Source organism: Pseudoxanthomonas sp. F11 (assembly GCF_037046485.1).
In the GTDB taxonomy this organism is placed as follows: Bacteria; Pseudomonadota; Gammaproteobacteria; order Xanthomonadales; family Xanthomonadaceae; genus Pseudoxanthomonas_A.
In genome coordinates this window covers 73662-94409 of record NZ_JBANLZ010000006.1, presented here as the reverse complement: position 1 = coordinate 94409, position 20748 = coordinate 73662, and the positions used below count along the sequence as shown (strand labels likewise).

The 20748-nt window shown below is 66.6% G+C and carries 21 protein-coding genes; 16 read left to right on the top strand and 5 right to left on the bottom strand.

Annotated features, from left to right (window positions below):
- Window positions 1–23: 23 nt before the first annotated feature.
- A complete protein-coding gene (locus V8246_RS16460) occupies window positions 24–350 on the bottom strand; it encodes a hypothetical protein (RefSeq protein WP_336190197.1) in 327 nt (108 codons plus the stop codon).
- A 193-nt stretch (window positions 351–543) separates the two neighbouring features.
- Window positions 544–669, bottom strand: a complete 126-nt coding sequence (ykgO, locus tag V8246_RS16455; protein ID WP_010342887.1) for a type B 50S ribosomal protein L36 — start codon at window positions 667–669, stop codon at window positions 544–546.
- Window positions 670–842: 173 nt separating this feature from the next.
- On the opposite strand from ykgO, the gene cmk reads away from it, so the two are divergent.
- From cmk to V8246_RS16405, 10 genes are all read left to right on the top strand, one after another.
- On the top strand, window positions 843–1520 hold the full coding sequence (cmk, locus tag V8246_RS16450; RefSeq protein WP_336190193.1) for a (d)CMP kinase: 678 nt from the start codon (window positions 843–845) through the stop codon (window positions 1518–1520).
- A gap of 155 nt (window positions 1521–1675) precedes the next feature.
- A complete protein-coding gene (gene rpsA, locus V8246_RS16445; RefSeq protein ID WP_245093900.1) occupies window positions 1676–3367 on the top strand; it encodes a 30S ribosomal protein S1 in 1692 nt (563 codons plus the stop codon).
- Between the two features lie 96 nt (window positions 3368–3463).
- The gene (locus tag V8246_RS16440; RefSeq protein WP_142124760.1) at window positions 3464–3769 is read left to right on the top strand and encodes an integration host factor subunit beta; all 306 of its coding nucleotides are present in this window, start codon (window positions 3464–3466) and stop codon (window positions 3767–3769) included.
- Between the two features lie 71 nt (window positions 3770–3840).
- On the top strand, window positions 3841–4101 hold the full coding sequence (locus V8246_RS16435; protein WP_162110361.1) for a lipopolysaccharide assembly protein LapA domain-containing protein: 261 nt from the start codon (window positions 3841–3843) through the stop codon (window positions 4099–4101).
- 3 nt (window positions 4102–4104) lie between these two features.
- The gene (lapB, locus tag V8246_RS16430) at window positions 4105–5283 is read left to right on the top strand and encodes a lipopolysaccharide assembly protein LapB (protein WP_187572716.1); all 1179 of its coding nucleotides are present in this window, start codon (window positions 4105–4107) and stop codon (window positions 5281–5283) included.
- Complete coding sequence (locus V8246_RS16425; RefSeq protein ID WP_336190191.1) at window positions 5283–6251, top strand: lipopolysaccharide biosynthesis protein; 969 nt, start codon at window positions 5283–5285, stop codon at window positions 6249–6251. Before lapB ends, V8246_RS16425 begins: the two co-directional genes overlap by 1 nt.
- Before the next feature lie 24 nt (window positions 6252–6275).
- On the top strand, window positions 6276–8189 hold the full coding sequence (locus V8246_RS16420; protein ID WP_336190190.1) for a nucleoside-diphosphate sugar epimerase/dehydratase: 1914 nt from the start codon (window positions 6276–6278) through the stop codon (window positions 8187–8189).
- A complete protein-coding gene (gene galU, locus V8246_RS16415; RefSeq protein WP_336190188.1) occupies window positions 8186–9088 on the top strand; it encodes a UTP--glucose-1-phosphate uridylyltransferase GalU in 903 nt (300 codons plus the stop codon). Before V8246_RS16420 ends, galU begins: the two co-directional genes overlap by 4 nt.
- A 67-nt stretch (window positions 9089–9155) precedes the next feature.
- On the top strand, window positions 9156–10454 hold the full coding sequence (locus V8246_RS16410) for an FAD-binding oxidoreductase (RefSeq protein ID WP_336190187.1): 1299 nt from the start codon (window positions 9156–9158) through the stop codon (window positions 10452–10454).
- 8 nt (window positions 10455–10462) lie between these two features.
- Window positions 10463–10795: a tRNA-binding protein gene (locus V8246_RS16405; RefSeq protein WP_336190186.1), complete on the top strand. Its 333-nt coding sequence runs from the start codon at window positions 10463–10465 to the stop codon at window positions 10793–10795.
- 66 nt (window positions 10796–10861) lie between these two features.
- On the opposite strand, the gene V8246_RS16400 is transcribed toward V8246_RS16405, so the two are convergent.
- The 3 genes from V8246_RS16400 to V8246_RS16390 all read right to left on the bottom strand — a co-directional run bounded on the left by V8246_RS16400 (window position 10862) and on the right by V8246_RS16390 (window position 15255).
- Window positions 10862–12067, bottom strand: coding sequence for an acetyl-CoA C-acyltransferase (locus V8246_RS16400; protein WP_336190185.1), 1206 nt, complete (start codon window positions 12065–12067; stop codon window positions 10862–10864).
- Window positions 12068–12227: 160 nt separating this feature from the next.
- Window positions 12228–14600, bottom strand: a complete 2373-nt coding sequence (locus V8246_RS16395) for a 3-hydroxyacyl-CoA dehydrogenase/enoyl-CoA hydratase family protein (RefSeq protein WP_336190184.1) — start codon at window positions 14598–14600, stop codon at window positions 12228–12230.
- A 25-nt stretch (window positions 14601–14625) separates the two neighbouring features.
- Window positions 14626–15255: a TetR family transcriptional regulator gene (locus tag V8246_RS16390; RefSeq protein WP_336190183.1), complete on the bottom strand. Its 630-nt coding sequence runs from the start codon at window positions 15253–15255 to the stop codon at window positions 14626–14628.
- Window positions 15256–15473: 218 nt separating this feature from the next.
- On the opposite strand from V8246_RS16390, the gene ndk reads away from it, so the two are divergent.
- The 6 genes from ndk (at window position 15474) to bamB (ending at window position 20630) form a co-directional block, all read left to right on the top strand.
- Complete coding sequence (ndk, locus tag V8246_RS16385) at window positions 15474–15899, top strand: nucleoside-diphosphate kinase (RefSeq protein ID WP_162110370.1); 426 nt, start codon at window positions 15474–15476, stop codon at window positions 15897–15899.
- 11 nt (window positions 15900–15910) lie between these two features.
- Entirely contained in the window at window positions 15911–17134 is a 1224-nt protein-coding gene (gene rlmN / locus V8246_RS16380) for a 23S rRNA (adenine(2503)-C(2))-methyltransferase RlmN (protein ID WP_336190181.1), read from the top strand.
- A 73-nt stretch (window positions 17135–17207) separates the two neighbouring features.
- Window positions 17208–17939: a type IV pilus biogenesis/stability protein PilW gene (pilW, locus tag V8246_RS16375; RefSeq protein ID WP_336190288.1), complete on the top strand. Its 732-nt coding sequence runs from the start codon at window positions 17208–17210 to the stop codon at window positions 17937–17939.
- A gap of 20 nt (window positions 17940–17959) precedes the next feature.
- Window positions 17960–18754 (top strand): RodZ domain-containing protein, encoded by a 795-nt coding sequence (locus V8246_RS16370; protein WP_336190180.1) that lies wholly within the window; start codon window positions 17960–17962, stop codon window positions 18752–18754.
- 59 nt (window positions 18755–18813) lie between these two features.
- Window positions 18814–19449, top strand: a complete 636-nt coding sequence (locus V8246_RS16365; RefSeq protein WP_336190179.1) for a tetratricopeptide repeat protein — start codon at window positions 18814–18816, stop codon at window positions 19447–19449.
- Window positions 19446–20630 (top strand): outer membrane protein assembly factor BamB, encoded by a 1185-nt coding sequence (gene bamB / locus V8246_RS16360; RefSeq protein WP_336190177.1) that lies wholly within the window; start codon window positions 19446–19448, stop codon window positions 20628–20630. The genes V8246_RS16365 and bamB overlap by 4 nt, the downstream gene beginning before the upstream one ends.
- Window positions 20631–20748 lie beyond the last annotated feature (118 nt).

The window sequence follows — 20748 nt, the reverse complement described above, 5'->3', positions numbered from 1 at the left end:
TGGCGCGGCCGTGCCGCGCGGTGTCAGCGGATGGGGGGCTTGGGGCCGATTTCCTCGGCGCTGGCCTTGTTGATCACCACGTCGATCACGCGGCTCTTCTCGAAGTATACGGTGAAACCCGGGTACACCCAGCGCTGGATCACCGGCCACTGGCGCTTCTGGCCGCCGCGCGGTTCCAGCTTCTGCTGCGGGGCGCCGAAGCGGGCTTCCACCTCGGCCGCGGTCTGGCCGCGCACGGGGGCGGCGGCAGGCGTTTCCTGCGCGCGCTCGATCAGCAGAGTATCGGCCAGGGCCGGGCCGGACAGGCCGAGCAGGGCGATCAAGGGCAGGACAAGGACGCGACGGCTCATGGTGGGGTTCCCCTGGGTGACCCGCCTTTTATAACAAAAGGCCGAAAACAAAAAACGGCCGGGCCGCAAGGAATGGCGAAGGCCAGGACGGTGGGTGCGGCGGTGCCGGCCGGAAAAAGAAGTGCCCGGAAACAGAAAAGCCGCCTTGCGGCGGCTTCTCGCACATTGCCGGCCCGGGCCGGCAATGCCGTTCTCAGCGCTGGCGCGCCTTGAAGCGGGGGTTGGACTTGCAAATCACGAAGACCTTGCCGCGGCGGCGGACCACCTTGCAGTCGCGGTGACGGGCCTTCGCCGACTTCAGGGAGGACAGGACCTTCATGAGTTGAAACCTCGGCGTGAATGTATGGAGTGAAGCGAAGCCCGCTATTCTAGCGGGGTTTCCATAGCCGGATCAAGCGGTTGCACGCTAGGGACGGCAACCCGGCGGCCGGCATGGGCCGGTGCCGACGCGTCCGGCGTCATAATGGGGCATCCGACCGCCTGGAAAACCGCATGTCCGATCCCGTCCCCGTCCTGACCATCGATGGCCCCTCCGGGGCCGGCAAGGGTACCGTCAGTCGGATCGCCGCTTCACGGCTGGGCTGGCACTACCTGGATTCCGGCGCCCTCTACCGCGCGGTGGGGGTGGCGGCCAGCTGGGCCGACCTGGACGTGTCGGACCCGGCCGCCCTCGTGCGTTGCGCCTTCGACACGCGGGTAGGCTTTCGCGAGACAGATGCCGGTTTGCGCGTGATCGTCGACGATCTTGACGCGACCGACGAGCTTCGTCTGGAAACGACCGGAGCCCTGGCGTCGGCCATCGCGGCCATCCCGGAGGTGCGAGCCGCCCTGAAGGAGCGGCAGCGCGCGTTCCGCCAGGCGCCGGGGCTGGTGGCGGACGGGCGGGACATGGGTACGGTGATCTTCCCGGATGCGCCCTACAAGGTGTTCCTGACCGCCAGCGCCGAGGAGCGCGCCGAAAGGCGGTATAAGCAGTTGAAAGACAAAGGGGTTTCCGTCACAATCGACGGTCTGCTGCGCGAGATCCTCGCCCGCGATGCCCGTGACGCCCAGCGCACGGTGGCGCCCCTGAAGCCGGCCGACGACGCCGTCATCATCGACACCACCGGCCTCGGCATCGAGGCCGTCGTCGAACGTGTGCTGGCCCTGGTGCCGGTGCGCGCGGGCTAGCTCCCGCGCCGCAGAGGGTCCCGTGCGGAATCCGCCGCGCGGTTTTTTCCAACCACAACACTCACGGCCACACGCAATCCCGCGCAGGCCGACAACGGGTGGACCGTTGCGCGCTCCCGCTCGCCGGTCTGTTTCATCAACCGAGTATTTTTTCAATGACCGAATCATTTGCCGAGCTGTTTGAACAGAGCCAGACCCAACTGGCCAAGCTGAAGCCGGGCGCCATCGTCACCGGCGTCGTCGTGGAAGTCCGCAACGACGTGGTGGTGATCAACGCCGGCCTGAAGTCCGAAGGCATCGTGCCGATCGAACAGTTCCGGAACGACGCCGGCGAAATCGACGTGGGCGTGGGCGACGAAGTGAAGGTGGCCCTCGACTCCATCGAGAACGGCTTCGGCGAAACCGTCCTCTCGCGCGAGAAGGCCAAGCGCGCCATGGTGTGGGACGAGCTGGAGCAGGCGCTGGAGAAGAACGAAACCATCACCGGCCGCATCAGCGGCAAGGTCAAGGGTGGTTTCACCGTCGACATCAAGGACGTCCGCGCGTTCCTGCCGGGTTCGCTGGTCGACGTGCGCCCCGTGCGCGACCCGGGTTACCTGGAAGGCAAGGAACTCGAGTTCAAGCTCATCAAGCTGGATCGCAAGCGCAACAATGTGGTCGTCTCCCGCCGTGCGGTGGTCGAGAGCGAGCATTCGGAAGAGCGCGAGCAGCTGATGGACAAGCTGCAGGAAGGCGTGGTGCTGAAGGGTGTGGTCAAGAACCTCACCGACTACGGCGCGTTCGTCGATCTGGGCGGCATCGACGGTCTGCTGCACATCACCGACATGGCCTGGAAGCGCGTGCGCCATCCGTCCGAAGTCGTGGAAGTCGGCCAGGAGCTGGACGTCCGCGTGCTGAAGTACGACCGTGAGCGCAACCGCGTCTCGCTGGGCCTGAAGCAGCTGGGCGAGGATCCGTGGGACAACATCGCCCGTCGTTACCCGGCCAACAGCCGCGTGTTCGGCAAGGTCTCCAACGTCACCGATTACGGCGCGTTCGTCGAGATCGAGCCGGGCGTCGAAGGCCTGGTGCACGTGTCCGAGATGGACTGGACCAACAAGAACGTCAACCCGTCCAAGGTCGTGCAGGTCGGTGACGAGGTCGAAGTGATGGTGCTGGACGTGGACGAAGAGCGTCGCCGCATCTCGTTGGGCATGAAGCAGGTCGCCGCCAATCCGTGGGAAACCTTCGCGGCCACCCACAAGAAGAACGACAAGGTGTCCGGCCAGATCAAGTCGATCACCGACTTCGGCATCTTCATCGGCCTGGACGGCGGCATCGACGGCCTGATCCACCTGTCCGACATCAGCTGGAACACCACCGGCGAAGACATCGTGCGCAACTTCAAGAAGGGCGACACGCTGGAAGCCGTGGTGCTGGCCGTGGATCCGGAGCGCGAGCGCATCAGCCTGGGCGTCAAGCAGCTGGAGCAGGATCCGTTCGGCCAGTACATGGCGGCGCACCCGAAGGGTTCGAAGGTCGAAGGCACGGTGAAGGAAGTGGACGCCAAGGGCGCCACGGTCGAACTGGCCGACGGCATCGAGGGCTACGTGATGGCGCGCGACATCAGCCACGACCGCGTGGACGATGCCAGCCAGCACCTGAAGGTCGGCGACAAGGTGGAAGCCAAGTTCATCGGCATGGACCGCAAGGGCCGCACCCTGCAGCTGTCGATCAAGGCCAAGGACGAAGCCGAAACCGCCGAAGCGCTGGCCGAGTACAACAAGTCCGCCGCCGAAGCCGCTGCCGGCACCACCAGCCTGGGCGCGCTGCTGCGTGCGCAGCTGGATGGCGGCAAGTCCGAGTAACCGGCAGAACGCTTGAAGTTCCACCTGCAGTAACGTCCCCGCCGGCCCGGAGTGTTCCGGGCCGGCGCGGGTACATCCGCCCGAACACCAGACGCGATGACCAAATCCGAACTCATCGAGATCCTCAGCCGCCGCCAGCCGCACCTCAAGGCCGAGGACGTGGATCTGGCCGTCAAGGCGTTGCTGGAAATGATGGGCGGCGCGCTTGCCCAGGGCGATCGCATCGAGATCCGCGGATTCGGCAGTTTTTCGCTGCATTACCGTCCGCCGCGCATGGGCCGCAATCCCAAGACGGGCGAATCGGTCGCATTGCCCGCCAAGCACGTTCCCCATTTCAAGCCGGGCAAGGAGCTGCGCGAGCGCGTCAGCGACGTCACGCCCATCGAAGAGGCAGGGGAGTAGCGTCCGGTCGTGCGCGTGTCGTTCCGCGCCGACTCCGCTAAGCTAGGCGCCGTCCTGCAAGGAGTCGCCTGATGAACATGTTCCGCCTGGTCGTCGCACTGCTGTTTCTGGCCTACGGACTCATCATCGGCGTGCTCAACACGCAGCCGATCACCCTCAAGCTGCTGTTCACCGAATTCCAGACGTCGTCCGGCGTGGGCATCATGCTGTCCTTGCTGCTGGGGGTGGTGGTCGGTGGGCTGATCGTGCTGGCCACACTGGTCTGGCCCCTCTACGCCAAACTGCGCAAGGCCACACGCGCCGTGGCGCCGTCCCAAGACGCTGGCGCCTGATCCATGGCCTTCCTGACCGAGTGGTTCTGGTTCTTTCTCTTTCTTCCGCTGGCTGCGCTCAGTGGCTGGATCATCGGCCGACGTGGTGGACAGCGGCACGGGGATACCCAGGTCAGCCGGCTGTCGAGTACCTACTTCCGCGGCCTGAATTACCTGCTCAACGAGCAGCCGGACAAGGCGATCGAGCTTTTCCTGCACATCGCCGAGCTCGACAAGGAAACCTTCGAGACGCAGGTCGCGCTGGGCCACCTGTTCCGGCGGCGGGGTGAGGTAGACCGCGCGATCCGCCTGCACCAGGGCCTGGTGCAGCGGTCGGACCTGAGCGACGCCCAGCGCGTGCAGGCCTTGTTGGCGCTGGGCGAGGACTACATGCGCTCGGGCCTGCTGGACCGCGCGGAGACCGTGTTCACCGACCTGGCGCGCATCGACCAGCGGGCGCCGCAGGCGCTCAAGCACCTCATCGGCATCTACCAGGCCGAGCGCGACTGGGAAAAGGCGATCGACAACGCGCTGCGCTATGAGGAGGTCACCGGCGAGCCCATGGGCAAGCTGGTCGCCCAGTTCGAGTGCGAGCTTGCCGAACGCCAGCGTACCGCCAACAATGTCGAAGCGGCCCGCGCCGCGGTAGCACGCGCCTACCAGGCCGATGCGGGCAGCGTCCGCGCCGGCATCATCGAAGGCCGGATCGAATCCGACGCGGGTAATCCCGAGGCGGCGATCCGTGCGTTCGAGCGGGCGGCGCGCCACGATCCCGACTACCTGCCCGAGGTGCTGCCCAGCCTGTTGGCCGGGTACGAGCAGGTGGGCGACCTGTCGGGTGCGCGTGCGTTCCTGTCCGAGATGTGCGAGCACTATCGCGGCATCGCGCCCGTGCTGGCGCTGACCCGACTGGTGGAACGCCAGGAGGGCGTCGCAGCCGCCCGGAGCTATCTGGCCCGACAGCTGAAGGATCGTCCGTCGGTAAGAGGCGAGGCCGCACTGATCGACCTCACGCTGGCCGAAGGCGCCGATCCGGCAGCGACCCTGCACGATCTGAAGCACATCACCGACCAGCTGCTGGTGCGCAATCCCAGCTACCGGTGCACGCGGTGCGGATTCGGGGCACGCACGCACCATTGGCAATGCCCGAGCTGCAAGGAGTGGGGCACGATCAAGCCGCTGCTGAACTACGCGGTGGTCTGATGCCTCACGCATTCGTCTGGCTGGGGCTGCTGACCACAGCCGCCGCTTTGGCGACCTGGTGGGCGCGTCATTATGCGTTGCGCGGCAATCTGCTGGATCAGCCCGGCGAACGGCGCAGTCACAGCGTCGCGACGCCGCGCGGCGGTGGTGTCGCCATCGTGGCGGCGGTGCTTGCAGCGGGCGTCTTCCTTGCCCTGGGTCCCGCGGCAGGCGCGTTATGGGGGGGATTCCTGCCCGGATTCCTGATTGTCGCCGGTATCGGCTGGTGGGACGACCATCGCCCCCTGTCCCCCTGGCTGCGCTTGGGCGTCCAGGCCGTCGCGGCCTTGGCCCTGGCAGCGGGTGCCTGGGGCGAGAGCGGCCAGGTAGGGCCGGCCGTGCTGGCATTCGGTATCGCCATGGTGCTGGTCAATGTCTGGAACTTCATGGACGGCATCAATGGGCTGGCGGCCAGCCAGGCCGCGCTGGCGGCGCTGGCCATTTCAACCCTGTTGACGGACGGCTGGCATTGGCTGGCCCTGGCCGTGCTGGCGGGTTGCCTGGGCTTCCTGCCCTTCAACTTTCCCAAGGCCCGCATATTCCTGGGGGATGTGGGTAGCGGGGCGCTGGGCTTCGCGCTGGCCGGGTTGGTCGTGGCCGCGGCTCTGGTATCGCCCCCCGCAAGGTTGCCTGTACTGCTGTTGCCGCTCACGGCCTTCCTCGTCGACGCGGGCTTCACGCTGCTGGAGCGCATCCTGCGCGGCGAGTCGTGGTGGACCCCTCATGTCCGCCACCTCTACCAGATGGGCGCGCGACGCTATGGACACACCTCCGTAACCGTGATTTACACAGCGTTTGGCGGCGTTACATTACTGTTAACATGTGCGCTGTCCCAAGCGACGCTCGGGGTGGCGCTCGCCGGGGTGATCGCTGCCTACGGAGTAGGTGGGGCGCTTTGGTTTTCATTGCGCCGAGGATGGCGTGGGTAGCACAGGCACCTGGAGATGGAGCTGATGGAATCCTGGCGGGATCGATTGAGCGGTTTGATGCCACGCGTCCTCGTCGCGGTCCACGATCTGGCCATGGTGTGGGTCTGCTGGCAGGTCCTGCACCGGTTGCGCTACGCCATGCTGGCGCCCGCCCCGGAGTTTCCCCTGTGGTCCAACGAGATCGCCATCGTCCTGCTGGCGCAGGGCGCGGTGTTCTGGTGGATGGGGCTCTACCGAGGTTTGTGGCGCTTCGCCAGCCTGCCGGACCTGTGGAACATTGTGAAGGCGTGCGCCCTCGGATTCCTGGGGGTGGTGTTGGGTCTGTTCTTCTACAACCGCTTCGGCTCTACGCCGCGCATCGTGCTCGGCTTCTATCCGTTCGCGCTGGTCGGTTTTCTTGGGTTGCCACGCCTGGTCTATCGCGCCTGGAAGGACAGTCAGGCCCAGCGCATCAATGAAACGGCCTCGCGCGTATTGATCCTTGGCGCAGGGCGCGCAGGCGAAGCCCTGGTTCGCGAGTTGCGTCGCACCGGCGTCTATCATCCGGTCGCCTTCCTCGATGATGCCGTCCGTCTGCATGGCTCGAAGCTGCAGGGCATTCCCGTGCTGGGTGGATTGGAGAGCGCAGCCGCCGTCGCGCGCGAAACCGCGGCGCGAATGCTCGTCATCGCCATGCCCTCACTCGACGCGCCTGCGATGCAGCGCGTGGTGGCGATCTGCGAAAGCACAGGCTTGCCGTTCCGCATGGTGCCCCGACTGATCAACGTGCTGGAAGGGCAGTCGATGCCGGGCGATCTCAAGGAGGTCGCGATCGAAGACCTGCTGGGTCGCAAATCGGTGACGCCGGACTGGAAGCTCATCCGGGGCTGGCTGGGCGGGCGCACTGTCATGGTCACGGGCGCGGGCGGCTCGATCGGATCGGAACTCTGCCGGCAGTGCGCGCGGCATGGTGCCCAGCGGATTGCGCTGGTCGAAATCGACGAACTGGCGCTGATCACCATCCAGGGCGACCTGCGGCGCGCCTTTCCCGACCTGGAAGTCCTGCCGGTGCTGGGCAACTGCGGCGACCCCGCCGTGATCGCCCATGCGTTGGCGGTCGCCGAGCCGGACGCCGTGTTCCACGCCGCCGCCTACAAGCAGGTCCCCTTGCTGGAAGGCCATCTGCGCGAAGCCGTGGGCAACAACGTGCTGGCGACCGAGGCGGTGGCGCGCGCCTGCCGCGAAGCGGGCGTTGCCACCTTCGTGCTGATCTCGACGGACAAGGCGGTGGATCCGGTCAACGTGCTGGGGGCCACCAAGCGCCTGGCCGAGATGGCCTGCCAGTCGCTCGATGATGCCCGTTCCGGCACGCGCTACGTCACCGTGCGGTTCGGCAATGTCCTCGATTCGGCCGGCAGCGTGGTGCCGCTGTTCCGCGAACAGATCCGCAAGGGTGGGCCGGTCACCGTGACCGATCCCGACGTCACCCGCTATTTCATGACCATCCCGGAGGCCTGCCAGCTCATCCTGCAGGCCGCCTCGGGCGCGGCGCACGCCTCGATCTATACGCTGGACATGGGCGATCCGGTACCGATCCGGCTGCTGGCCGAGCAGATGATCCGTTTGGCCGGCAAGCAGCCGGGGCGCGACATCGCCATCGTCTACACGGGTCTGCGCCCCGGCGAAAAGCTGCACGAGACGCTGTTCCACGCCGACGAGCGCTACCAACCCACCTCGCACTCCAAGATCATGAAGGCGATCGCGCGAGAGGTCTCGGGCGAGTTCATCGACCTGGCCCTGCAGCGCCTGCGGGCGGCGCACGCGCGCTACGACACCGCCGAGCTGGCCGAGGTGCTGAGGATCGCCGTACCGGAGTTCACGCCGATGTCGAACGAACAGAACGGAGCATCGGCTAACATAGTGGTCTTCCCCGGTCGAGACGCCCGCAGGACCCGATGACTTCGCCCCGCATCCGCAAGGCCGTGTTCCCCGTGGCGGGACTCGGCACCCGCTTCCTGCCCGCGACGAAGACCGTTCCCAAGGAGATGCTGCCGATCATCGACCGGCCGCTGATCCAGTACGCGGTGGATGAAGCGGTGGAGGCGGGTTGTGACACGCTGATCTTCGTCACCAACCGCTACAAGCATGCGGTGGCGGACTACTTCGACAAGGCCTACGAGCTGGAACAGAAGCTGGAGCGCTCGGGCAAGGTCGAACAGCTGGAACTCGTCCGCAACGTGCTGCCGCCACACGTTCGCGCCGTCTTCGTCACCCAGGCCGAAGCCCTGGGGCTGGGGCATGCGGTGCTGTGCGCCAAGCCCATCGTGGGGGACGAGCCCTTCGCCGTGCTGTTGCCCGACGACCTGATCTGGAACCGCGGGCCGGGCGCCCTCAAGCAGATGGCGGATGCGGCGGAGTCCAGCGGCGCCAGCGTGATCGCCGTGCAGGACGTCCCGCGCGAACAGACCGGCAGTTACGGCATCGTCGCGACGGACGCCTTCTCGGGACGCGAGGGGCGCATCGGCGCCATCGTGGAAAAGCCCAAGCCTGAGGTTGCCCCCAGCACGCTGGCGGTCGTGGGGCGCTACGTGCTGGACGCGCGCATCTTCGCACTGTTGGAAAGTACCGCGCCGGGTGCCGGCGGCGAAATCCAGCTGACGGACGCCATCGCGGCCCTGTTGCGCGAGAAGCCGGTGCATGCCTACCGGTTCCAGGGCACCCGATTCGATTGCGGTACGCACATCGGGCTGATCGAAGCCACCATCCGTTATGCGTTGGACCACGAAGCGCTCAGCGACGCGGCACGCAGCATGATGCAGAGTGCACTGAACGAACTGGGCGTGCGGGAACTGGGCTGACCTCCCATGATCGTTGCGGCGCGACACGCCCTGGTGAAGGGCGGCCCGCTTCCCGCAGAATCGGCGCATGCCCACGTCCATCCGCCACTATTACGCCGACACCGCCGGTAGCGCGCCCACGCTCCCCACGTTGCATACCGCCTTGGAGGCGGATGTCTGCGTGGTGGGCGGAGGCTTCGCGGGCCTGAACACGGCGCTGGGCCTGGCAGAGCGGGGACATCGCGATGTCGTGCTGCTGGAAGCGGAGCAGCCCGCATTCGGTGCTTCCGGCCGCAATGGCGGCTTCGTGTTCGGCGGCTTCTCCCGCGGCGAAGCGGCTCTGCTGCGCGATCTGGGTCGCGAACGCGCGCGCGCCCTGTACGCGGGCACCGTGGAAGCGGTGGAATTGATCCGCAGGCGCATCTCGCAGTATGGCATCGCGTGCGACGACACCCAGGCCGGGATCCTCTGGGCGAACTGGTTCGACGACCGCGACCTGCTGCGGCAACGTCAGGCGTTGCTGGCCGATGTCTTCGCGCAGGACTGGCACTGGGTCGAGCGCGACGAGTTGCGTCAACAGATACTCACTCCGCGATATCACGACGCGCTGTTCGAGCCACGGGCTTTCCACTTCCATCCGCTCAAGTACGCCCACGGCCTGGTCCGGGCGGCGTCGCGGCACGGTGTATCCCTGTTCGGCGATTCGCCTGCGGTATCGCTGCAGCGGCGGGAGGGGGGCTGGCGGGTCACCACCCCGTCCGGTCATGTCGACGCGCGCGAAGTCGTGCTGGCCTGTGGCGGCTATCTGGCGCGCCTGCATCGCCGTGTCGACGCGGGGGTATTGCCGATCGCCACCTACGTGATGGTCACCGAGCCGCTGGGCGCGCGGATGGACACGGCGCTGCGCACACGTGCGGCCATCTACGACACGCGCTTCGCATTCGATTACTACCGGCCTTTGCCGGACTCCCGTCTGCTGTGGGGTGGGCGTATTTCGGTCCTGGATCGCTCGCCTCGGTCGGTCGAGCGCCTGCTGTACCGCGACATGTTGAAGGTGTTTCCGCAACTGGAGGGCGTGCGCATCGACCATGCCTGGTCCGGCCTGATGAGCTATGCCCGCCACGAGATGCCGCAGATCGGCCAGGTGGAGCCGGGCTTGTGGGTGGCGCAGGCATTCGGTGGGCATGGCGTCGCGCCCACGACGTTCGCGGGCGAAGTCATCGCCTCCGCCATCGCGCAAGGCGATCGGCGATGGCGCGAGTTCGCCGCCTACGGCCTGGTGTCCGCGATGAAGCCTGCCGGCTTCCTGGGCGCGCAGGTGAGCTACTGGTGGGCGGAGGCCAAGGATGCGTGGAAGGCGCGGAAGGGAAGAAGGGAGGGTGTGTGACGGAGAGTGTGCCGGTGATCGGTTGGGAGGACTTCACGCGCGTCCAGCTGTGCACCGGGACGGTGCTGCGGGTTGAGCCGTTTCCGGAAGCACGCAGACCCGCGTGGAAGCTGTGGGTCGACTTCGGCCCTCATGGCGTGAAGAAGACCAGTGCCCAGATCCGCGCGCTGTATGCGCCGGAGGATCTGGTGGGACGGCAGATCGTAGGCGTCCTCAATTTCCCTCCGAAGCAGGTAGGGCCGTTCATTTCGGAATTCCTGCTGACCGGATTCCACACCGATGACGGTGTGGTGGTGACGGCCGTGGAACGTCCCGTACCCGACGGCGCACGCATGGCGTAACGCCATGCAAGTAACCAAAAGAAATGGCGCCTTGCGGCGCCATTCCTGTCGGGTGATCGCTGAGGCTTACAGCGATTCGAAGATGCCGGCCGCGCCCATGCCGGTGCCGATGCACATGGTCACCATGCCGTACTTCTTCTGGTGACGACGCATGCCGTGCACGATCGTTGCGGTACGGATCGCACCCGTGGCACCCAGCGGGTGACCGAGCGCGATGGCGCCGCCCAGCGGGTTGATCTTCGAGGGATCCAGTTCGCTGTCGCGGATCACGGCCAGCGCCTGGGCGGCGAAGGCTTCGTTGAGTTCGATCCAGTCCAGCTGATCCTTGGTCAGGCCGGCCTGCTTCAGCGCCTTCGGGATCGCCGCGATCGGGCCGATGCCCATCACTTCCGGGCGCACGCCGGCGACCGAGAAGCTGACGAAACGGGCCAGCGGGGTCAGGCCGTAATCCTTGATGGCCTGCTCCGAGGCCAGCAGCACGCCGGCCGCGCCGTCGCTCATCTGCGACGAGGTGCCCGCAGTCACGGTGCCGCCGAACTGCGGATTGCGGAACACCGTGCGCAGCTTGGCCAGGCCTTCCAGCGAGGTGTCCGCACGCGGCCCCTCATCCTGCTCCACCAGCAGCTTCTTCAGGCGCACGGTGTTGCCGGCCAGGTCGGGTTGACGCGAGATGACTTCGTAGGGGCTGATCTCGTCGCGGAATTCGCCCGCTGCCTGCGCAGCGAGGGCCTTCTGGTGCGAGGCGACGGCGAAGGCATCCTGGTCCTCGCGCGATACCTTCCATTCCTCGGCGACCTTCTCGGCGGTGATGCCCATGCCGTAGGCGATGGCTACGTGATCGTTGTCGAACACGCTGGGCGCCATGGCGATCTTGTTGCCCATCATCGGCACCATCGACATCGATTCGGTGCCGCCGGCCAGCATCAGGTCGGCATGGCCCAGGCGGATCTGGTCCGCCGCCATCGCCACGGCCTGCAGGCCGGACGAGCAGAAACGGTTGATGGTCTGCGCGGCGATCGTGTTCGGCAGGCCGGCCAACAGCAGGCCGATGCGTGCCACATTCATGCCTTGCTCGGCTTCCGGCATCGCGCAGCCGATGATGGCGTCGTCGATGCGGTTGACGTCGATGCCGGGGGCCTGCGCCACCACCGACTTCAGTACGTGCGCCAGCATGTCGTCCGGACGGGTGTTGCGGAACACGCCCTTGGGCGCCTTGCCGACCGGCGTGCGGGTGGCGGCGACGATGTAGGCGTCTTGGATTTGTTTGCTCACTTGGCTTTCTCCGAAAGCCGGGAATGGGGAATGGAGAGTCGAGAATCGTAAAGGCGGATTCGCGCGATCTGCGGCATTCCTGCTTCCCGGCAGAAAATTAGGGAGGGAGCGGGGAGCCGGGAATTGACTGTTTCCATTCCCGATTCCCCATTCCCGATTCTTAGTTCCTGAGCGGCTTGCCGGTCTTCAGCATGTGCGCGATGCGGGCCTGGGTCTTTTCCTGCTGCGCGAGTTCGACGAAGTGCTTGCGCTCCAGCTTCAGCAGCCACTCGTCGTCGACCACCGCGCCGCGGTCCACTTCGCCACCGCACAGCACGGTGGCGATGCGCACGGCGATCTCGTAGTCGTACGGGCTGATGAAACGGCCTTCCAGCATGTTCACCAGCATCATCTTGAAGGTGGCGATGCCCACGTCGCCGGCCACCTGGATGCGGCGCGCGGGCAGGGGCGGGCGGTAGCCGGTCTCGGCCAGCGCCAGAACTTCCTGCTTGGCGATATGCAGCAGTTCATAGGCATTGAAGGCGACCTTGTCGCCCGCGCGCATCAGGCCCAGCTCCTTGGCCTCGGCCGCGGAGGCGGATACCTTGGCCATCGCGACCGTTTCGAAGGTCTTCTTCAGTTCGGCGAACACGTCGCCGCCGGGACCGGCCGCCTGCGAGGCGCGTACCGCGATTTCCTTCAGGCCGCCGCCGGCCGGCAGCAGGCCCACGCCCGCTTCGACCAGGCCGATGTAGCTTTCCAGGTGTGCGATGGTGCGCGCGCTGTGCATCTGGAACTCGCAGCCGCCGCCCAACGCCAGGCCTCGCACGGCCGCCACAACGGGGACCAGCGAGTACTTGATGCGCTGGCTGGTGGCCTGGAAGTTGGCCACCATCGCCTCGAACTCGGCGATCCTGCCGGCCTGCAGCGCGCCCAGCGCACCGGCCAGATCGGCACCCGCGGAGAACGGCTCCTTCGGTTGCCAGATCACCAGGCCCTTGAATTTCTTCTCGGCGATGGCGATGGCCTCCTGCAGGCCGTCCAGGACCGCGTCGGAGACGGTGTGCATCTTGGTCTTGAAGCTGACCACGCCGATCCCGTCGCCGTCGGTCCACAGGCGGACGCCGTCGTTCTCGAACACGGTCTCGCCCTGCGGGAACGCCTCACCCAGCAGCGGATCCGGGAAGCGCTGGCGCTGGTACACCGGCAGACCGGAGCGCGGCAGCTTGGCGTTCTTCGCCGGGCTGTAGCTGCCCTCGGTGCCGTGCACGCCCTCGCGGCCATCGAATACCCAGTTGGGCAGTGGCGCGCTGCTCATGGCCTTGCCGGCGACGATGTCGTCGGCGATCCACTGTGCCACCTGCTTCCAGCCGGCCGCCTGCCAGGTCTCGAACGGACCCAGCGACCAGCCGTAGCCCCAGCGGATGGCCAGGTCGACGTCGCGCGCGGTTTCGGCGATGTCGGCCAGGTGGTAAGCGCTGTAATGGAACAGGTCGCGGAACACCGCCCACAGGAACTGCGCCTGCGGATGCGGGCTCTCGCGCAGCCTGGCGAACTTCTCCGCGGGATTCCTGATCTTCAGGATCTCGACCACCTCGGGCGCCGCGGTGCGGTCGGCCGCGCGGTAGTCCTGCTTCTCCAGGTCGAGGACCACGATGTCCTTGCCGACCTTGCGGAAGATGCCCGCGCCGGTCTTCTGGCCCAGCGCGCCCTTGGCGATCAGGGCCCCCAGCCACTTCGGGGACGTGAAGTAGGCATGCCACGGATCGTCCGGCAGGGTGTCGGCCATGGTCTTGATGACATGGGCCATGGTGTCCAGTCCGACGACATCCGAGGTGCGGTAGGTAGCGGACTTCGGCCGGCCGATCAGCGGGCCGGTGATGGCATCCACTTCATCGAAGCCGAGCTTGAACTCGCCGGTGTGGTGCGCGGTGGCCAGGATCGAGAACACGCCGATGCGGTTGCCGATGAAGTTGGGCGTGTCCTTCGCGTACACCACGCCCTTGCCGAGTGTGGTGGTCAGGAAGGTCTCCAGGCCCTCGAGTACCGAGGCATCGGTCGACTTGGCCGGGATCAGTTCGGCCAGGTGCATGTAGCGCGGCGGGTTGAAGAAATGCACGCCGGCGAAGCGATGTCGAAGTTCTTCCGGAAGAACCTCTGCCAACTTGTTGATTCCCAAGCCTGAAGTATTGCTGGCCAGCACCGCGTGCGGGGCGACGAAAGGCGCGATCTTCCTGTAAAGGTCCTGCTTCCAGTCCATCCTTTCCGCAATGGCCTCGATGATCAGGTCGCAACCCTTCAGGTGCTCAAGCCCGGTCTCGTAGTTGGCCGGCGTGATCGCTTCGGCCAGCGACTTGCTGGCCAGCGGAGCAGGGCTGAGCTTGGCCAGATTGGCGATGGCCTTGTGCACGATGCCGTCCGGATGCCCCTCTTTGGCGGGCAGGTCGAACAGCACCGTGTCGACACCCGCGTTGGTCAGGTGCGCCGCGATCTGCGCGCCCATCACACCGGCGCCCAGCACGGCCGCCTTGCGTACAAGCAATGGATTGGACATGGAATTTCCTTGGATGACAGGGGTTTCAGACATGGTCGGCGCGCAGGCCGGCCTCGGCGAAGCGGATCAGTTCCCGGGCGGCACGCTCACGGTGGGCCGCTTCCGTGACGCCCGTGGGGCGCTTGATCAGGCCGAAGTCGGCCATGGCATACGTCAGGGCGCCGGAGAAGAAGTCCAGCCGCCAGTAGAGTTCCTCCTTGCTCAGGCCCGGCACGCAGGCGGCAATGGCCTTGCCGAACTCGCGCAGCACGTGCCCGTAGTGGTCGGACAGGAACTTGCGCAGCCCGTCGTTCTTCTCGGCGTAGGCGCGGGCGATGACCCGCACGAAGGCGCCGCCACCATGGCGGTCCTGGGCCAGGGCGAGGGCGGGCTCGACGAAGGCGGCCAGGATCGGCTCCAGCTGCCCCGGGTGCTGAGCCAACGCCTTCTCCAGCAGGGACAGACGGGCAGCGGTCATGTCGTCCATCCGGCGGCGGAACACCTCGTTGACCAGGTTTTCCTTGCTGCCGAAGTGGTAGTTGACGGCGGCGATGTTCACGTCCGCCCGGCTGGTGACCTGGCGCAGCGAGGTGCCCGCGAACCCGTGCTGGGCGAACAGCTCTTCGGCGGCCCCCAGGATGCGCTCCTTGGTGGAGAAATGCGTGGTGTTGCCCATGGCCCCTCCGGGACTGAATCAAACGCTTGTTTGATTCATTGTCAGCCGGCTTGCGGGTGCTGTCATGCTGCAGAGCAGCATTCCGCGAACTCCTGCTGCACTGCGACGCAGGATGCTTTAGAATCTCGCTACGCTTTCTGGTCTAAGCCCGCGTTTCGACGCGGGTTTTTCATGTTAACCTCGGGTCTTCAGTGGCCCGCCCAACGGAGAAAATCCCCATGGCGCTGGAGCGCACCCTGTCGATCGTCAAGCCCGATGCCGTCGCCAAGAACGTCATCGGCGAAATCTATGCCCGTTTCGAAAAGAACGGCCTGAAGATCGTCGCCTCGAAGATGAAGCATCTGTCGCGTCGTGAAGCGGAAGGCTTCTACGCTGTCCACCGCGAACGTCCGTTCTTCAACGCGCTGGTCGAATTCATGATCTCCGGCCCGGTCGCGATCCAGGTGCTGGAAGGCGAGAACGCCGTGCTGAAGCACCGCGAGATCCTCGGCGCCACCAATCCGAAGGATGCCGCGCCGGGCACGATCCGCGCCGACTTCGCCGATTCCATCGACGCCAACGCTGCGCACGGTTCGGATTCGGTCGAGAACGCGAACACCGAGATCGCGTACTTCTTCGCCGCCACCGAAGTGTTCTCGCGCTGAATGATCGCGTGATGAGCAGCCACGAACTGCCGCCGATCGAATTGAAGCTGGCCACGGACGCTCCGTCCGTGGCCGTCGGCGCGCCCGTGTCTGCGAAGCAGAACCTGATGGACCTGGATCGCGAGGGTCTGGAACATTTCTTCATCGAGAAACTCGGTGAGCAGAAGTTCCGCGCCCATCAGGTGATGAAGTGGATCCACCACCGCTACGTCACCGACTTCGAGCAGATGACCGATCTGGGCAAGAACCTGCGCGCCAAGCTGCAGGCACATGCCGAAGTCGTCGTGCCGCAGGTGGTATTCGACAAGCCCTCCGCCGATGGCACACACAAGTGGCTGCTCGGCATGGGCGTGGACGGCAAGAATGCCGTCGAAACCGTCTACATCCCCGACAAGAGCCGCGGGACGCTGTGCGTGTCGTCGCAGGTGGGCTGTGGCCTCAACTGCACGTTCTGCTCGACCGCCACGCAGGGCTTCAACCGCAACCTGACCACTGCCGAGATCATCGGCCAGGTGTGGGTGACGGCGCGCCACCTGGGCAACGTGCCTGCGCAGAATCGCCGCCTCACCAACGTGGTGATGATGGGCATGGGCGAGCCGCTGTTGAATTTCGACAACGTGGTGCGTGCGATGAACGTCATGCGCGACGATCTTGGCTACGGCCTGGCCAGCAAGCGCGTCACGCTCTCGACGTCCGGCCTGGTGCCGATGATCGATCGCCTGTCCACCGAGACCGACGTGTCGCTGGCCGTGTCGCTGCATGCGCCCAACGATGCGCTGCGCGAACAGCTGGTGCCGCTCAACAGGAAGTATCCGATCGCCGAACTGATGGCCTCCTGCGTGCGCTACCTGCGCGCTAACAAGAAGCGCGATTCGGTGACGTTCGAATACACGCTGATGAAGGGCGTCAACGACCAGCCCGAACACGCGCGGCAGCTCGCCCAGCTGATGCGCAAGTTCAGCAATGCCGCGCAGCTCAAGGACGCCGGCAAGGTCAATCTGATTCCGTTCAACCCGTTCCCCGGCACACGCTACGAGCGGGCGCCGGAAGAGGACATCCGCGCCTTCCAGAAGCTGCTGCTCGACGCTCATGTGCTGACGATGGTCCGCCGCACCCGGGGCGACGACATCGACGCCGCCTGCGGTCAGCTGAAGGGGCAGGTGATGGACCGCACCCGCCGTCAGGCCGAGTTCCGCCGGCAACTGCAGGAACAGGGCATCGACGATGCGGCATAAGGCGCTCTGCCTGCTGCTGATCCCCCTCCTGCTGGCCACCGCCTGCAGCCGTTTGACCTTCGTCCGCCCCAAGATGGAGCGCAAGGACGGTGAGCAGATCGCACAGGACTATTCCGTCAAGGACAGTCCCGAAGTGAAGCGGCGCCAGTCCGTGCAGATGATGGTGTCGCGCTCGGTACAGCGTCTGCAGGCCGGAGACCTGGACACGGCGGAGAAGGAAGCGCGTGCGGCCCTGAAGCTGGCACCGGATTCCGCGGATGCGGAAACCATGCTGGCCGTCGTGGCCGACCGGCGGGGACGCTCCGAGCAGGCCGGGCAGCACTATCGCCGTGCGGCGGAGCTGGCGCCCGGGCAGGGCGCGATGCAGAACAATTACGGCACCTGGCTGTGCGCCAACGGCTTCCAGGCCGAGTCGCTGGTCTGGTTCGACCGGGCCGTGCAGGCGCCGGGCTACGCCACGCCCGAAACGGCGCAGGCCAACGCCGGCAACTGCGCGCTGGCGTCCGGACAGAGCGAGCGGGCCGAGCGGGACCTGCGGCAGGCGCTCTCGCGCGACCCGGCCAATGCCGTTGCACTGGGCGCGATGGCCGAACTGGAGTTCCGGCGGCAGCAGTACCTGCCCGCACGTGCCTTCATCGAACGACGGCTGGCGTCGGCGCCGGCGTCCGTGGCGGTGTTGAAACTCGCATCACAAATCGAGGAAAGACTCGGCGACAAGGCCGCCGCCAGTCGATATGTTCAGCGCATTCGGGCGGAGTTCCCTGACGCGAGGGACGTCACAACCGGGGGAAATGCAGGGCCATGATGGATTCGGTAGGTGGGGGCATGTCGCCGCCGCAGGGGTGCGGTGAGGCGCTGCGGTCGGCGCGTGAGCAGTCCGGCCTGTCGTTGCAGGACGTCAGCCAGCGGCTGAAGATGCCGGTGAGGGTGTTGCAGGCGCTCGAGGCCGGGCAGTGGGACCAGTCCGGCGGCGCGGTGTTCGTGCGCGGGCAGCTGCGCAGCTATGGGCGCCTGCTCAAGCTGGACGTGGAGCCTTTCCTTGCGCAGTCGGAGGCCGTCGTCGCGCCTCCTGCGGTGCTGGTCAGCCACAGCCACACGCCGCGGTTGCAGTATGTCTTCGAGAGTTTCAAGCGCCGCGCGGTGTACGTCGTCCTGACGCTGGTGATCGCCACGCCGGTATGGATGGCCCTGCGCTCCTCGACCGACCCGGCCCCCGAGCCTGCGATGGCATCGCTCGACGTCGTGCCCGATGCGTCGATGCCGACACAGCAGGGTTCGACTTCGTCGCGCCTCGCCGGTCGTGCGCCTGCGGCGCCCTACGTGGCCTCGATGGCGCCCGTCCCGCGGGCGACGACGCCTTGGTTGTCGCTGTCGTTCAAGGGCGACAGCTGGGTCGAGGTCGATGCGCCCGACGGTCGCAAGGTCGAGCACGCGCTGCTGCGCGCAGGCGATGAGCGCCGTTATGCGGCCGGTGAAGTCGGTCGCGTCAAGCTGGGCGATGCGACGGCGGTCGAGGTTCAGCAAGCGGGTAGTACGGTGGATCTGGCGCCGTACCAGCGCGCGAACGTGGCGCGCTTTACGGTATCCTCTGAGGGTTCCCTAGCGCCGGTCGGTGACTGACCCGCGCGCGGGTCTGTCCACCTAGACCAAGACCCTGCCAAGACGGGGCAAGAGAGCGCATGGCGATTGACGATCTGCTCGACGAGCACGAACAAAGCGAACGTGTCCGCAGCTGGCTGAGAAACAACGGTGCCGGCCTGCTGGGCGGCGTTGCCCTGGGTCTGGCGGTGATCCTCGGCTGGCAGTGGTGGCAGAAGGACCAGGCCGGCAAGAAGGAACAGGCCTACCAGGAGTACCAGACGGCCATCGAAGGACTGGCGAAGGGCGATCTGAAGCAGGCCAAGGCGGCCGTGGACGCGCTGGCGAAGAGCGATGCGCTGTATGCGGACGCTGCTGGCCTGCAACTGGCCAAGGCGCAGGTCCAGGCCGGCGAGCGTGACGCCGCCATCGCCACCCTGCGCGGCCTGACACCCGACGACACATTGCGCCCGCTGATCAACCTGCGCCTGGCGCGGCTGCTGATCGATGCCGGCAAACACGGCGAAGCCCTGAAACTGCTCGACGCGGCCGACGATGCGTCCAGCCTTGAAGTGCGCGGCGATGCGCTGCTTGCCACCGGCAAGGCGAAGGAGGCCCAGGAGGCCTACACGCGCGCGCTCACCACGCTGGATGCGGTGTCCCCGCAGCGCCGTCTGGTCGAGCTGAAGCTGATCCACGCCGGTGGCACGCCGCCCAAGACCGGGGGTGCGGCATGACGCGCTCATATCCTGTGGCGTCCCGCGTCCTGATGGCGGCCATGCTGGCGGGTGCGCTGGGCGGCTGCAGCACGGTCAAGGGTTGGTTCGACGGCAAGAAGGCGGACGAGAAGCCGACCGAGCCCGCCGAGCTGGTCGACATTACGCCGACGGTGTCGGTGGCGAAGCTCTGGAGCGCCAACGCCGGCAAGGGTGAGGGTCGCCTGGGCCTGCAGCAGGCACCCGTCGTCGATGGCGGGCGCGTGTACGCGGCGGCGGTCGAGGGCGGGGTGCGCGCGTTCGACCTGCAGACGGGAAAGCAGGTCTGGCAGTACAAGTCCGACCTCCGCTTCTCCGGTGGCCCCGGTGCCGGGCAGGGACTGGTGGTGGTGGGTACGCTCGATGGTCAGGTGGTGGCCCTGGATGCGGCCACCGGTACGGAGAAATGGCAGGCCAAGGTACCCAACGAGGTCGTTGCGGCGCCGACGGTAGGCCCCGAGAACGTCTTCGTGCGCAGCAACGATGGGCGCGTCACCGCGTTCAGCAATGCTACCGGCGAGCGCCGCTGGTTCTGGACCAACGAACTGCCCAGCCTCACCGTGCGCGGCAATGCGCCCGTGCTGGTCGGTCCCGGCGTCCTGTTCGTGGGCAGCGACGACGGTACCCTGACCGCGCTGTCCGCCAATGACGGACGCGAGATGTGGACCCAGGCCGTCGGCACGCCCGAAGGCCGCAGCGAACTGGAGCGCATGGCCGACGTCGATGGTGCGCCGGTGCTGGAAGGCACCACGGTGTATGCGACCAGCTTCAAGAAGGAGACCGTGGCCATTGAAGGCCCGTCCGGGCGCCCCCTGTGGACGCGCGACAATGGCGGCGCCGGCGGGCTGGCGGTGACCAGCGGCGCGGTGCTGGTGTCCGACCCTGCGGGTACGGTCTGGGCGCTGGACAAGTATAGCGGTGGTGCGTTGTGGTCGAACACGACGCTCGCGCGGCGCTCCCTGACCGCGCCGACCGTACACGGCGACTACGCGGTGGTGGGCGACTACGACGGCTATCTGCACTGGATGAAGACGGACAACGGCGAGGTGGTGGCGCGCGCGCGCATCGGCGGCAAGGCCGTGCGCGGCAAGCCGGTCGTGGCCGACGGCATCCTGCTGGTGCAGGATGTGGAGGGCGGGCTGACCGCATTCGGCTTCAAGTGAGCCTGCGGTGGGAGCGGCCCTGCCGCTCCCGTGCCGTTACCCCGAAAGGGCCGCCATGCGGCCCTTTTTCGCGGACGGGGGCGTATTCCGATACCATGGCGGCCCGTTTACCGACCGG

What these genes read in the sequence shown, in the direction of transcription:
- V8246_RS16460 (WP_336190197.1), bottom strand. Translation starts at nt 350, where the DNA reads ATGAGCCGTCGCGTCCTTGTCCTGCCCTTGATCGCCCTGCTCGGCCTG.
- ykgO (WP_010342887.1), bottom strand. Translation starts at nt 669, where the DNA reads ATGAAGGTCCTGTCCTCCCTGAAGTCGGCGAAGGCCCGTCACCGCGAC.
- cmk (WP_336190193.1), top strand. Translation starts at nt 843, where the DNA reads ATGTCCGATCCCGTCCCCGTCCTGACCATCGATGGCCCCTCCGGGGCC.
- rpsA (WP_245093900.1), top strand. Translation starts at nt 1,676, where the DNA reads ATGACCGAATCATTTGCCGAGCTGTTTGAACAGAGCCAGACCCAACTG.
- V8246_RS16440 (WP_142124760.1), top strand. Translation starts at nt 3,464, where the DNA reads ATGACCAAATCCGAACTCATCGAGATCCTCAGCCGCCGCCAGCCGCAC.
- V8246_RS16435 (WP_162110361.1), top strand. Translation starts at nt 3,841, where the DNA reads ATGAACATGTTCCGCCTGGTCGTCGCACTGCTGTTTCTGGCCTACGGA.
- lapB (WP_187572716.1), top strand. Translation starts at nt 4,105, where the DNA reads ATGGCCTTCCTGACCGAGTGGTTCTGGTTCTTTCTCTTTCTTCCGCTG.
- V8246_RS16425 (WP_336190191.1), top strand. Translation starts at nt 5,283, where the DNA reads ATGCCTCACGCATTCGTCTGGCTGGGGCTGCTGACCACAGCCGCCGCT.
- V8246_RS16420 (WP_336190190.1), top strand. Translation starts at nt 6,276, where the DNA reads ATGGAATCCTGGCGGGATCGATTGAGCGGTTTGATGCCACGCGTCCTC.
- galU (WP_336190188.1), top strand. Translation starts at nt 8,186, where the DNA reads ATGACTTCGCCCCGCATCCGCAAGGCCGTGTTCCCCGTGGCGGGACTC.
- V8246_RS16410 (WP_336190187.1), top strand. Translation starts at nt 9,156, where the DNA reads ATGCCCACGTCCATCCGCCACTATTACGCCGACACCGCCGGTAGCGCG.
- V8246_RS16395 (WP_336190184.1), bottom strand. Translation starts at nt 14,600, where the DNA reads ATGTCCAATCCATTGCTTGTACGCAAGGCGGCCGTGCTGGGCGCCGGT.
- V8246_RS16390 (WP_336190183.1), bottom strand. Translation starts at nt 15,255, where the DNA reads ATGGGCAACACCACGCATTTCTCCACCAAGGAGCGCATCCTGGGGGCC.
- ndk (WP_162110370.1), top strand. Translation starts at nt 15,474, where the DNA reads ATGGCGCTGGAGCGCACCCTGTCGATCGTCAAGCCCGATGCCGTCGCC.
- rlmN (WP_336190181.1), top strand. Translation starts at nt 15,911, where the DNA reads ATGAGCAGCCACGAACTGCCGCCGATCGAATTGAAGCTGGCCACGGAC.
- pilW (WP_336190288.1), top strand. Translation starts at nt 17,208, where the DNA reads ATGGAGCGCAAGGACGGTGAGCAGATCGCACAGGACTATTCCGTCAAG.
- V8246_RS16370 (WP_336190180.1), top strand. Translation starts at nt 17,960, where the DNA reads ATGTCGCCGCCGCAGGGGTGCGGTGAGGCGCTGCGGTCGGCGCGTGAG.
- V8246_RS16365 (WP_336190179.1), top strand. Translation starts at nt 18,814, where the DNA reads ATGGCGATTGACGATCTGCTCGACGAGCACGAACAAAGCGAACGTGTC.
- bamB (WP_336190177.1), top strand. Translation starts at nt 19,446, where the DNA reads ATGACGCGCTCATATCCTGTGGCGTCCCGCGTCCTGATGGCGGCCATG.